General features: G+C 61.6%; 9 protein-coding genes. 3 read left to right on the top strand and 6 right to left on the bottom strand.

All coding sequences use genetic code 11. The features are described from left to right. Positions 1-2 precede the first annotated feature (2 nt). Together V7714_RS12680 and V7714_RS12675 are read right to left on the bottom strand one after the other, a co-directional pair. A complete protein-coding gene (locus V7714_RS12680) occupies positions 3-1,694 on the bottom strand; it encodes a ShlB/FhaC/HecB family hemolysin secretion/activation protein (protein ID WP_335710061.1) in 1,692 nt (563 codons plus the stop codon). A gap of 90 nt (positions 1,695-1,784) precedes the next feature. Continuing rightward, positions 1,785-3,611 carry a cache domain-containing protein gene (locus V7714_RS12675; RefSeq protein WP_335710060.1) on the bottom strand — a complete coding sequence of 609 codons (1,827 nt, stop codon included), beginning with the start codon at positions 3,609-3,611 and terminating at the stop codon, positions 1,785-1,787. Between the two features lie 167 nt (positions 3,612-3,778). Between V7714_RS12675 and V7714_RS12670 the strand changes: the two genes are divergently transcribed. Next, positions 3,779-4,231 carry a Crp/Fnr family transcriptional regulator gene (locus V7714_RS12670; protein ID WP_335710059.1) on the top strand — a complete coding sequence of 151 codons (453 nt, stop codon included), beginning with the start codon at positions 3,779-3,781 and terminating at the stop codon, positions 4,229-4,231. Position 4,232: 1 nt separating this feature from the next. Next, positions 4,233-4,688: a Crp/Fnr family transcriptional regulator gene (locus tag V7714_RS12665; RefSeq protein WP_335710058.1), complete on the top strand. Its 456-nt coding sequence runs from the start codon at positions 4,233-4,235 to the stop codon at positions 4,686-4,688. Positions 4,689-4,711: 23 nt separating this feature from the next. On the opposite strand, the gene V7714_RS12660 is transcribed toward V7714_RS12665, so the two are convergent. Genes V7714_RS12660 through V7714_RS12650 form a run of 3 tightly spaced genes read right to left on the bottom strand, consistent with a single transcriptional unit; the run spans position 4,712 to position 8,474 of the window. Continuing rightward, complete coding sequence (locus V7714_RS12660; protein ID WP_335710057.1) at positions 4,712-5,719, bottom strand: ABC transporter substrate-binding protein; 1,008 nt, start codon at positions 5,717-5,719, stop codon at positions 4,712-4,714. Then, on the bottom strand, positions 5,716-7,731 hold the full coding sequence (locus V7714_RS12655) for an MFS transporter (protein ID WP_335710056.1): 2,016 nt from the start codon (positions 7,729-7,731) through the stop codon (positions 5,716-5,718). Before V7714_RS12655 ends, V7714_RS12660 begins: the two co-directional genes overlap by 4 nt. After that, a complete protein-coding gene (locus V7714_RS12650) occupies positions 7,728-8,474 on the bottom strand; it encodes a hypothetical protein (protein WP_335710055.1) in 747 nt (248 codons plus the stop codon). The genes V7714_RS12655 and V7714_RS12650 overlap by 4 nt, the downstream gene beginning before the upstream one ends. A 203-nt stretch (positions 8,475-8,677) precedes the next feature. Between V7714_RS12650 and V7714_RS12645 the strand changes: the two genes are divergently transcribed. Beyond that, positions 8,678-10,534 (top strand): ABCB family ABC transporter ATP-binding protein/permease, encoded by a 1,857-nt coding sequence (locus V7714_RS12645; protein WP_335710054.1) that lies wholly within the window; start codon positions 8,678-8,680, stop codon positions 10,532-10,534. On the opposite strand, the gene V7714_RS12640 is transcribed toward V7714_RS12645, so the two are convergent. Beyond that, positions 10,523-12,691 (bottom strand): type IV pilus assembly protein FimV, encoded by a 2,169-nt coding sequence (locus V7714_RS12640; protein ID WP_335710053.1) that lies wholly within the window; start codon positions 12,689-12,691, stop codon positions 10,523-10,525. The two genes, V7714_RS12645 and V7714_RS12640, sit on opposite strands and share 12 nt — an antisense overlap. Positions 12,692-12,698 lie beyond the last annotated feature (7 nt).

Below are 12,698 nucleotides of genomic sequence, written 5' to 3'. Positions count from 1 at the left end.
GATCAGAAGCTCGCACTCAGGTTGAACCACAGGCGGCCTTGCTTGCCGTCGTCAGCCCGATAGTTGTTCATTGCGGCGTGGGCATATTCCACTTTAACCGTGCTATTGCTGGTGGGGTACACCGTCAGTCCGACACCTACTGCACCCAGCTCGTCGCTGCCATTGCGAAAGCCACGCTGCTTGTAGATGACCCGGCCGTAATCGACGAACACGCTGGCCTGTGCAGCACGACCCAGTATGGCGATCTGGCGCCTGGCTTCCAGCGTCAGGGCTTCGCCACTGTCGCCCCGCATTTCGGATGGTCTATAGGCCCGTACGCTATCCGGGCCACCAATATCAAACTTGTCGCTATCTGGCAGGGTATTGCGGCTGTAGACCCACTGGGCTTTGACGAATACATCCCATTGCTTGCTCAGCGCCGCCGTGGCATCGGCATACGCTTCCAACCGCAGGCGCTCGGCATTCTGCTGCCCAGGTGTGGGAGGGACGATGACCAGTGGGGGATCGTTGGGATTGACGGGGGGGATGGTGACGCCTGGGTCAGCTGGTTCATAGCGACGACCATTGCTGGAGGCGGTCAGGCGCCAATTCCAGGCGGTGCCATCCTGGTCGAACCAGCGTTCCCGCCAGGTCAGGCTGGCCAGGGCCAGGTATTTGCGCGAGACGGTGACACCCAGTGCATTCTGCTGCAGTTCGCGGTAGTTGTAGCCCAGGCCCAGGCTGCGATCCCGCTCGCGCGAGCGTAGCAGGGGATAGCTGTAGAGCAGCTCTGAGGTCTCGACCTCGCCCTGCAGCGCCAGGGGCGCCAGGGCACCGCCTACGTCATAGTTCACCCGGGAGTGATTCAGACTGAGGCGTGCGCCTTGATCGCCTATGGGCAGGCTGTAAGACAGCTTGCCGTACTTGAGCAGATCGGGTTCGCTGAGTATGGCACGCAGGCTGAGCTGATCGCCATAACCCAATGGATTGTTGAAGTTGGCTGTCATGTCCAGCCGGGTCTGGCCGATTTCCTTGCGGGCGGCATTGCTGAGGGCAGCGTCGAAGCTGAAACGCTTTTCCTCCACCTGTATCAGCAGGTCGCTGCTACCGTACTGCTTGCCAGGCACCAAGGTGGCGCGGGCACGCAGTCCTGGCTGGTCGTTCAGCAGCAGCAGCTTGTTTTCCAGCGGGGCCTGGGCAATGGCTTGGCCTGGCGGCAGTTCGCCACCGAATTCCAGCAGGAACTGCGCACCGTAGCTGCTATTGCCGGCGACCTTGACTTCCCCCAGCACCCCTTCGACCACGTCTATGCGTACCAGACCATCGGTTACCCGCTGGGCCGGCACCAGTGCGCGTGCCAGCGGGTAGCCCGCCTGCTGGTAGTGCTCGCTGACAGCGTCGGCGGCGCGGCCCAGATCGTAAAGATTGAGTTCACGGTCCAGAAAACGCTCTACCACACGCTTCAGACGGAATTCCGATATCACCTTGTTGCCACGAAAATCGAAACCATTGACGCGAAAGCGTCGGCCCTTGGGGTCGTGCTCGCTGGCACCGTCATCACGCCGGAACAGTACCTCGGCCGGTGGCCTGGGGGCGGCTTCCGGCCGCTTGAGCGAACGTTCCACGCTACCAGGCGATGGCAGGGCAACGGGATCTGCCGCCAGGGCGGGAATACTGGCAAGCAGGACGATGCTGGGCAGGTGTCGTGGGTTCAAGATGGCGGCTATCCAGAAAGCAGGTTCAACGTAGCATGATAGGCGACAGCGCCGCCTGGCTCGTGGTGAATCGTACCCGGCAGACGCGTTTCAACTCGCCCGCGACACTGAGTACACCTCGATGGCCTCGCGCCGCCCTTTGAGCTTGTGCTGCCCCATACCCTCAACCTGCGCCTCGGGTCGGTAGCGTATGCCTTCAAAGGTGCTGGGATTGATCAGGATGTCGCGGCGCAGCTCCTTGGTCAGCGCTTCCAGTCGTGCTGCCACATTTACGGCATCGCCGATCACCGTATAGAGGAAGCGATCCATAGAGCCGACCTGGCCGGCGATCACCTCGCCGGTGCTGATGCCTATGCCGCTCTCCAGGCGTATTTCACCGCGCATCTCGCGCAGGTCATTGAGCTTGCCCAGGCGGTCACGCATGTCAAAGGCGGCGGCAACAGCCGCCCATTCGCGGCCCGGTGCTGCGATCGGGGCACCGAAGATCACCACGATGGCATCGCCTATGAAGTTGTTGATGTAGCCCCCCCAGGGCTTGACTGCTTCTGCCATCTCCGACAGGTATTCATTGAGGAAGCTGACCACCTGCTCGGGTGTCATCTGTTCCGATAGCGTGGAGAAGTCGCGGATGTCAGAGAACAGCACGGTGACCTTGAGGCTCTCGCCACCCAGCTTGACCTCGCCGGACAACAGTTTCTCCCGTACTTCGGGCGACACCACACGGCCAAAGATATCGCGCTCCCGTTCCCGCTCCTGCACGCTCCGTACCATGTCGTTGAAGGTGTTGGCCAGCGAGCCCATTTCATCCTGCCAGTAGGGCAAGGCCTTGGCCTGCTCGTAATCCCCCGCCCGCATGGCCTCTGCCGCATGGGCCAGGGAATGCACCGGGCGCATCAGCAGGCGGGACAGCCCGAACGCCGCCAGGATGCAGAGCGCGGCTATACCCAGCACGCCCAGGACCACATGCCAGGAGAGCCTGTTCAAGGGGGCGGCAAACACGGCCTGCGGCTCGTTCACGCCAACCACCCAGCGGTGGCGGGCTGGCGCATAGCCGGCAATTTCCGGCTGGCCGCTATAGGGCGAGAAATAGGCGACGCTGCCGGGCTGCGAAGCAGGTACCATGGCGCGTGCCAGATCGGTCAGGTTGAGCGATTCGATGCGGTCCAGCATGAACTGCCGCTCCTTGACGATACGCTGCTCCACGGGCGGCGGCAGCTTGGTCAGGCTGCGGTACAGCAACTTGTCGTCCGGGTGGTAAACCAGCATGCCTTCACGATTGGTCAGGAAGGCGTAGCGGCTGCTGCTGGAGCGGGCAGATTGCAAAATGCCGGTTACTGCCTCGCCGCGCAGCTTCAGTACGGCCACGCCGGCCGTCCTGCCCTCGGGGTTGGGTATGGGGGCGGAGAAGAACACGCCAGGCTGGCGGGTGACCGCGCCGACCTCGATATCCGAGATATAGAGACTGCCGCCTATGGCCTGTTTGAAATAATCGCGAAAGTGAAAATCCCGTCCCAGAAACTGGGGGTGGCTGGCGACGATGACGTTGCCCTTGTCATCGAGCACCATCAGCAACTCGATGTCGCTGTTGGAGTTGGCAATTTTGCCCAGCTCTGTTTCTACCGCCAGGCGGTTTGCCGGGTTAGCATCGACGATCAACTTGGTCACGGCCTCGTGCACGGCCATGTAAACCAGGAAGTGCTGGCTGTCGAGTATCAGTTGGTCCAGCCTGCCAGCGAGACTGGCCGCCAGTTGTTGCAGATTCCGATGTTCGGTTGCTTCCAGGCTGGCAAGGCTACCCTTGAGGGTATAGCTTGAAGCCACCAGCATGGGCAACAGGCTGAATAACAGCAGCAAGGCCGCCAGCTTGGCGGATATCGGCCAGGTGGTCGGGTGGAATGCGCGGGTGGGCGTCTTCATCTTCGCTTTCGGCGGGGGCGGACCGGCTGTGGGACCATCAGTTACGCATTACTCATTGAACCTTTTAGCGCATAAATGGCGGTTCTGCTGGCTGGCGTAGTCTAACGGCGCGAGCTATACATTATCGGGCTGTCTGGGAACATATACTCGAAGAAAGTGGTATCCCCATGAAACAACTCTTTGTGCGTACCTTCCCTGCACTGGCGGCAGAGTTGGGCGACAGCAATATAGACAGCCTGCTGGCGGCGTGCCGCCTGGTTGAGCTGGCGCCCGACCGCAAGCTGTTTCGTGACCGCATGCCGGTGGAGTCGCTCTATCTGATACTGGCGGGCGAGCTGTCGGTATCGCTGGAAGAAGGCGACAAGGCCTTCTCGCTCGGCACGGCGGGGCCGGGACAATGGCTGGGGGAGGTATCGGTGCTGTCCGGCAGCATGCTGGGTAGTGCGACGGTGACGACCTTGACACCGGTCAGTGCACTCAAGCTGCATTTTCAGGACTTTGACCGTTTGATACGCGACAACGACCATATAGCCAATGCCTTGTTGTCCGATTTGATCGGCCTGCTGGCTGCGCGCCTGCGCATCTCGGCGGCCGCCATCGGTAAGCTGGCGGGGAAATAAGATGGAACTGAAACCGTTTCTGCGTAACCTGCCGGCCTTTGAGGCCTACAACGATCAGTACACCGATGCCCTGGTAGCGGCCCTGGAGGTAGAAGACTGCCCGGATGGTTTTGTCTTTGTCCATCAAGGCGGATACGGCGGGGCCATGTTCATCATCCTGGAAGGCTCAGTCGGCATCATCCGCCGTGACAGGCCCAACGAGACCGACTACGACGTGCGAGACCTGCGTGAAGGCGAAATCTTTGGCCTGTTGTCGTTGGTGGACGATATGCCGGCGGCCGCGACCTGCGTAGCCCATGGCCCGGTCAAAATCGCTGCCCTGACGCAGGATGGCTTTCATAGCCTGTTTCAATCGGCCCCGCCCATCTGCCATCAGCTGCAATTCATGATCGCGGTGCAACTGGCGCGAGATTTGCAGGAGCAGAATGAGTTCCTGCGTCGGCATATGGTGCAGTGATCAGGCACGCTCAGTAGCTTCAACTACACTGGCGCCGCACCGACTATCTCGGCGTAGCGTAACAGCGCGAGCGGCGGGTAACGGTGTAGCTGGCGGGCGCTCTGGATGTTGACCAGATAGGTAAAGCGGGCGAGCGTGTCGAGTGGCAGCTCGCTCGCCTTGCGTTTACCGCTCAGTATCTGCTCGGCCTTGTAGCCGGCAAATTGCCCTGCCGCATAGTAGGGGCTGACCAGGCCCGCCAGGGCGCCGCCTTGGCGTACCGGCTCTTCAGTCGCTGCAAATACGGGCACGCCGGCGACCTGTGCCTGCGTCACAGCGGCAGCAGCATGGGCGATCAGAAAGGAATCTGAAGGTAGATAGAGCCAATCGGGCTTGTCTGCCAGCAACTCCGATAAGGTACTGGCAAGCCCTTGGACGGTGGGTTTGCCATCGCCATTGGTCTTGATGCCTTCGACCTTGACTGTGGCACCCGCCTGTTGCGCCAGCTTGGTCAGCCTGGCCGATGCCAGTACCGAATTCTTCTCGTTCTGGCTGTAAACAATGGCGATGCGCTTGGCCGTACCAAACCGCAGCAAGGCTTGCCATTGCGCCTCAGGTGGGGCCAGATGGCTAACTCCGGTGAGATTGCGCAGGCTGGAGCGGGTATCCGGCGCCAGGCCGGCACCAACCGGGTCAGCCACAATATTGAAGACGACGGGGATGTCAGAGATATGCCGGCTGGGGTCGCGCTGGGCAAAGCTGCCTACGGTCTCGGCCGTGACCGTCGTGCCGAATGTATAAATCAGGTCTGGCCTGAGTGCTTTGGCCTCGGCCACCATGGCGGGCAGCTTGGCCTTGTCGCTGCCGGCATCGCGGATGATGAAATCGACCGGCAACTGGCGCTGCAGGTAGTCCATGAAGCCACGCTCAGCTGCGGTCACGCCACGGTAAAGCAGCAGCATGACCTTATGCCGCCGATCTGCTGCCAAGGCGGGTAGCAGGGGTGCCAGGCCTAGGCTCAGGCCGGCTTGCAGCAAGCTGCGGCGCTTCATGGTCGGCCCTCCGCCAGTTCGGCATCATTACCATGCAACCACCAGAAGGCCAGGGTAAAGATGGTACTGGTCACCAAGGTCAGTATGCCTATGCCGTAGAAGGCACCCTTGAAGTCGTAGGTGGCAATCAGGGCGCCAGCGATAATGGGGCCCAGCACATTGCCCAGGCGCTCTATCAGTCGGAATATACCGGTTGCCGTAGCTTGGCCGACCTCTGCGACGGCGTCCTTGCAATAGTCCGAGATCAGCGCCAACTGGGGTGAAACACCGATGGCGTGGGCAACGCCCAGCAACAGGATGGCCAGCGCCACGCCTAAGGTGCCGTCCAGGAAATAGATCGCGAACATGGCAGAGGCTGCGGCAAAGCCGCCTATGCTGACAAACCATCGGTGTCGGCCCAGTTTGTCGGCCATCTGCGCGACCAGGGGCGAAAAGGCAATGATGGCAAGGCCATAGGCCATCATGACCCGGCCAACCGCAGACTGGCTGTTACCCAAGGCCTGCAGGTAGAGCGGGGCGGTGTAGTAGAGGAAGCCGGTGAGGGCCACCTTGGAGGGGATGGCGGCCAGCACCGTGATGACCAGGAAGGGCCGGTGCGCCAGCAGCAGCTTGATATCGTGCCAGCTGAGCGATTTGCGTACGGCAGCGCCCATGCGGCGACGCGCCAGGAAGCGGAGCACAAAGAGCGCCGCAGCCAGGCTCAAGCCGGCAGACAGCATGAAGGTGGGACGGTGGCCCAGGCGGTCGGCCAGGATGCCGCCTATGGCGGCGCCAGACAGGGAGCCGGCAAAGAAGGTGGCCAGGAACATGGCCATGCCCTTGGTGCGCCGCTCTGGTGGCGTATGGTTGGCGATATAGGTCTGGGCAGTCACAAAGACCAGGCCATAGCCGACGGCAGTGAGCGAACGCCATAGCACCAGATCGATCAAGGTCTGCGAGACGGCAGTGAGCAGCAGGCCCACGGTGGTAATGCCGGCACCAATGGCGAAGGCGCGGCGATAACCCAGCCTGTCGCACCATAGCCCCGCCCAGGGCATGGCCATGGCCCAGGCAAACATGAAGATGGAAATCGGTAGACCCAGCGCCACCTGGCGTGAAATGCCATAGGCTGGGGAATAAAAACCTTCGACATAGAGCGGAAAAAAGCTCAGCGACAAGGAGTCTGAGAAAATCAGCAGAAAAAACGGCCAGCGCACGAAATCGACGGCGCCCGAAAACAGGGTAGGGCGTTCTCCCTCGGCATGAAAGCGCAGGCCACTGGTACTGTGCTCGAAAGCATCGCCCAGCTTCACCCGCAGGGCAACGGCGCGTTGATTGAGGCTTTCGGTCAGGGCGTTGTAGCGGGCGTTGAGCCGACCTATGCCACCAAAGTAATCGCTGGGCAGGTAGCGCGAGAAATCACCCTGGCGCACTGCGCGCCAGCCCTCGGCCAGCGCGGCGGAGGGGGCCGCCACCATGGCAGCCATCACAAAGCGCATCAGCTCCAGCGCCGTCAGCACTGCAACGATCAGCACGGTAACCAAGTCAAAGAGCAGCTCTCGCAACTGCGCCTCTACCGTGGCAGCCTGCTGGCCCAGGTGTAGCGTGCCCAGTTGCCCCTGGCTGCCCATGATGGGGAGCGCAGTATCGAGCCAGGGGCCTATGGTGGCACTGTCACGGGCAGCACCCGTCCAGCGCTGCTTCAATGGCTCATGCTGGGGTAGGCCGCTGGCATAGAGCCGGCGCCCATGGCGATCGACCACCAGCAGGTAGCTGATGTCGGGATTGTCGCGCCTGACCTCGTCCAACAAGGTTTCCACGCCGACAAGCTGGTCAAAAGGCAATGCCAGCCTGTCTGCACGGCTGAGCAGCTGTGATACCGAATCGCCCACCACCAGCACGCTGCGGGCCATTTCGGGCTCGATAGCGGTGGCGAATGGTCGGGCCGCTAGCAAGGTAAGGGCCAGCGCGGCGGCAAACAAGAGTGCGGTGGCCAGGATGGCCAGGCGTTTTTGCAGGTGTTCGGTGCTCATTGCGCCGCCCCCGCCATTCTTTGCTCGGCTTGCTGCACCGCGGCGACAAAGGCTTGGGTTTCAGCGACCAGGGGGCGTTCATCGGGCGGGAGGGGGTGGCCATCCAGCACAGCCTCGGCAGCATCGAGCTCGGCCGCCAGGGCGCGGGTAAGCCACCAGGCTCCCAGCCATGCCAGCAGCGACGTCGCGAGCATCACGCCCAGCGCGCGCCACAACAACTGGGTAGCCATCGTGCTGGCCGCTGCGGCAACTTCGCGGTCATCGTAGACAATGACAACGGCACCGGCCTTGCCGCCAAAATTGTCGGCTATGGTCAGGCCGACCGCGGATTCGTGGTCTGCCCGCCAGTGCCAGATGCCATCGGGTGTACCAGCCTGTATACGCTCATGCCAGCTGGCGCGGCCCTCCTTGGCGGCTTGACCGGCGCCCAGTATGGGCTGGGCAGCGGTGTTCACCACGCCGGCGTAGCGTATGGCGGGCCAGGCCGATTGCAATTCCTTGAACAACAGGGGCAGCCTGGCGTTTTGCTCGGGCGTCAGGCCTAGCGATAGCCCTGCCTCCACCGTCTGTCGTATATCCTTGCCCAATACCAGATAGCGGGTCTCGTGCAGGCCCTGTACTGTCTTGCGAAAGTTGGCGTAGTTCAAGAATGACAGCAGGGCGACCACGAAGGCGATCACCAGCGCGAGCAGGCCACCTATGCGGAACCACAGCGGCAAACGTGAGGAAGGGCTTGGCGTCATGCGTATCCGCAGCGATAGTGTCTTCAGGAAGGATCTCGGTCGCGGTCATTGCGCTTCTTCTTGGGCAATGTCCACCACACGATCAGTACCAGCAATAGGCCGGCAATACCTGCTTCCAACAAGAACCATTCCATGATTTGCGCTTGTAATTCATGATCAAGCCACCATCATAGCGGGATACGCCCACCGCCAGAATGCCCTCGATGCAAGCACCTTCCTCCTCAACTACCGCTCTCAAGGCGGATACCCGCCAGCCGCGCAGCGACTGGCAGACACTTAGAACCTTATTCCCTTATTTGTGGCGCTACAAGGGGAGAGTGCTGCTGGCCTTGAGTTGCCTGGCAATAGCCAAGCTGGCCAATGTGTCTGTGCCACTGTTGCTGAAGAACATCGTCGATCAGCTTAGCCAGGGGGGCAATGCCATGCTGGCGGTGCCGGTGGCCATGATACTGGGCTATGGCCTGTTGCGTTTAGGCTCAACGGCGTTTGGCGAGCTGCGTGATGCGGTGTTCTCCAAGGTGGCACAAGGCGCCATACGGCAGGTGGCGCTGGAGACCTTCCAGCATCTGCACCGGCTTAGCCTGCGCTTTCACCTGAATCGTCAGACCGGCGGGGTCACCCGTGATATCGAGCGCGGCACGCGTGGTATCGGTTCGCTGTTGAGCTTCATGCTGTTCAACATCCTGCCCACGCTGCTGGAAATCGGCATGGTCACGGTCATTCTGATCACTTTGTACGATTGGCGTTTTGCGGCGGTGACCCTGGTGACCATTGCGGTCTATGCCGGCTTTACCATTGGGGTGACTGAATGGCGCACCAAGACCCGGCGTACCATGAATGAGCTGGATTCCAAGGCCAATATCAAGGCGGTGGATTCACTGCTCAACTACGAGACCGTGAAGTATTTCGGCAACGAGAAGTTCGAGTCCGGCCGCTACGATGAATCACTGCAGCGCTGGGAAAAGGCGGCCATACGCAACGAGGTCTCCATCGGCATACTCAATAGCGGCCAAAGCGGCATTATCGCGGTGGGCGTGACCGGCCTGGTCTGGCTGGCTGCCGATGGTGTGGCGCGTGGCACCATGACCTTGGGCGATCTGGTTGCCGTGAATGCCTTCCTGATACAGCTGTATGCCCCACTCAACTTCCTGGGTATGGCCTACCGCGAAATCAAGCAGTCGCTGACTGATATGGAGAAGATGTTCAGCCTGCTGCATGAAAACGCCGAAGTAAGTGATGCGCCCGATGCGATTGCGCTGGATACGCGAGAAGCCAGTGTACATTTTGAAGCAGTGAATTTTGGCTACGATGCCAAGCGGCAGATACTGCATGACGTGGATTTCACCATACCAGCAGGCCATACCGTGGCCGTGGTGGGTAGCTCAGGCGCGGGCAAGAGTACGCTATCGCGGCTGTTGTTCCGTTTTTATGATGTCAACCAAGGTGCCATACGCATCAATGGGCACGACCTGCGTGGCGTAACCCAGGCCAGCCTGCGCGCCATGGTGGGCATCGTGCCGCAGGATACGGTGCTGTTCAACGACACCATCTATTACAACATCGCCTATGGCCGACCGGGCGCCAGCCACGAGGAGATAGTCGAGGCTGCACGGTCTGCCCATATTCTCGAGTTCATTGAACGATTGCCAGAGGGGTGGGAAACCACCGTCGGTGAGCGTGGGCTCAAGCTATCCGGCGGCGAGAAGCAACGCGTCGCCATCGCCCGCACGCTGCTGAAGAACCCGCCCATCCTGATCTTCGATGAGGCGACCTCGGCGCTGGATTCCCGTACCGAGCGGGCGATACAGGCTGAGCTTGCCGCCATCTCGCTAAACCGCACTACGCTGGTGATCGCCCACCGGCTATCCACGGTGGTGGATGCCAACGAGATATTGGTGATGGAGCAGGGCCGCATCATAGAGCGTGGCAGCCACCGTGATCTCTTGGCCCAGAGCGGGGCCTATGCCCGCATGTGGGCCTTGCAGCAGAGCGAATCAGAACGCGAGCAGGAACAGGCTGCAGATGAATCGACACCGCTGGCGCTGGCTTCAGGACGGTGATGTCAGCTTGACCAGTAATTCGGCGGCGGCGAGTTTTTCATCTTGCGTGCCATGGGTCAGCACATGTTCCAGCAAGGCGGCGCCGGCTTCGCGCTCGCCAGCGCCTATCAGCAGCCGCGCCTGCTCCAGCGGAGAGTCGGGGTCGGGGCTGCCGTCCAGTGAGGGGACGTTGATCAGGTGGAGCGGTTCGGGGGGGCGAGTGTCGGCTTCAGCTTGGCCCAGCTCGAACACCAAGTCGGGCAAGGGTTGAGGCGCGGGTTCCGGTTTGGCTTGAGGTACGGTGCCGGGTGGGGCATCGGCATCCAGTACCTGGTTGAGCATGTCGGTAGCCGCTTCGCTGTTGGCGCTGAACAAGGCTTCTTCCGGTACCAGTTCGGCACCCATGATACGCACCTTGCTCCACAGCGCTTCGCTGGCAAAGCGCTGGCGAAACTGGCGTGCAAGCACCACAAATTTGTCGGCCAGCCTATGGCCATGCAGTATTTCTAGCAATTGCATCCAGTTCACCAGGCTGGTGGGATGGGCTGCAATGGCCTCTTCCAGCAAGCTGATTGCTTGCTCTAGCTGGCCATGTGCTGCCAGAACCGCCGCCTCGCTTGCGGTGCTGTTCAGGACAAAGACATCCATGTCGTGGCTAGCCCCACCACCTGGTGAATTTTCGTACTCTGAGGCCCGTCGGGCCGTCTGCATGCCTGGGCGAGCCGTTTCGTCGTCCAGGCCATCGCCAAAGTCAAAGTTGCGCTCGCCAGCGGTCTGATTGCGATCACTGGCAGGCATCTGCCTGCCAGCGCTACGGGAGGGCGGTTCGGTACCGTTGATGGCAGCGGCCAATCGTTCGGCTTCACCGCTGCTGGTGGGCTTGCGGCGTGACATCCACATCAGGCCCAAGGCCAGCAGGCCCGATAGCGACACCCCCAGCAGACCGGCACCCGCCAACTGACGCCACTCGCCCTTGCGTTGCTCAGCCAAAGCGGCGGCATGGGCCCGGTCACGCTCATCCAGTTCATCTACCAGCCAGGCCAGCCGCTTATCGAGCTTGTCTATGCGGTCCTGGGCTTCGCGCAACCGGGCTACTTGCTCGGCAGACTGCTCCAGTAACTCGTTCTCACGGGCCAGCATGGCGGTTTGTTCCGGAGTTTGGCCAGGAACAGGACGGGCGGGTGCGCCAGATATCACGAATCGGTCGTTGTTGACGGAGCTGGCCGTGGCCGCCGGCGTTGTTGATGGGGCAGGCACGGCCTGTTGGGCGGTAACCGCGAGGGTGGACAGTGCTTCTGGCAGCTTGAGCTGCATCCCAGCCGGCAAGGGCTTTTCGCCGTCGCGTGGTAGCTGGGGATTAAGCTTGCGCATGGCGGCGACCAAGGCTTTCTTCTCGGCCGGTTGGTCGGGGTATAGGCGCCGGACGATATTGAAGAAGGACTCTCCCGGTTGCACGGTCCAGGCGCCTTGCGCTTCCGCCAAGGGGTTCGCCTGTGCTTGCAGTGGCGGTGGTGGCTTGAAGTCGAAATCCGGAGGGAGGGCGGCCTCACCATTGGCCGGCAGATCGGGGTTCAGCGCACGGGCAGCGGCAATGAAGTAGCGCCTGGCATCAGGCTGCCTGGGATAGCGCTGGCGCGCCATGCCGTAGAGGCTGTTGGCCGGCGCCGCTGCGGTGGCCGCAGCAAACCTGGCTTGGCCTGCCAAGGGCAGGATGGCGGGGGGCGAGGTAGGTTGGATGGAAGACGGTGTGGATGGGGCGGGGCTGGGCGTGCTGGTCTCGCGTGGGGGAGGGTCCAGCAGCAAGGTGTAATCACGTTTTATCTGGGGGCCGGTACTGCAGCGCAAGCGCAGGCTCAGCCATACCAGTGGCTCATTGAGTGCGCCTGTGCTGGTGATGACTATCCAGCCACCACCTTGCCTATCGGGCACAAAATCCAGCAGGGTGCGGTGCGCAGGCCCGGCTTCGCCCCCTTCACGCAGGGCAGCATCGATGCAATCGAGGCCCACATGTTCTTCAGGCAGGGCCTGCACTCGAACACGGGCATCAAGCAATTGCCCCAGTTGCGAACCGAGCTGCAACTCACCCAGACTGGCTGCCTGCGCTGGCAAGGCCAAGAGCAGCGCCAGACACAGCCGGTTAGGCCGGGTTCGCACAAGCTTGGGCAACAATGCCTGCATGCAGATA

This window comes from Chitinimonas sp. JJ19 (assembly GCF_036961565.1).
GTDB lineage: Bacteria > Pseudomonadota > Gammaproteobacteria > Burkholderiales > Chitinimonadaceae > Chitinimonas.
Note: the sequence above shows the minus strand (reverse complement) of the source record. Positions and strands in the feature narration are given on the sequence as shown.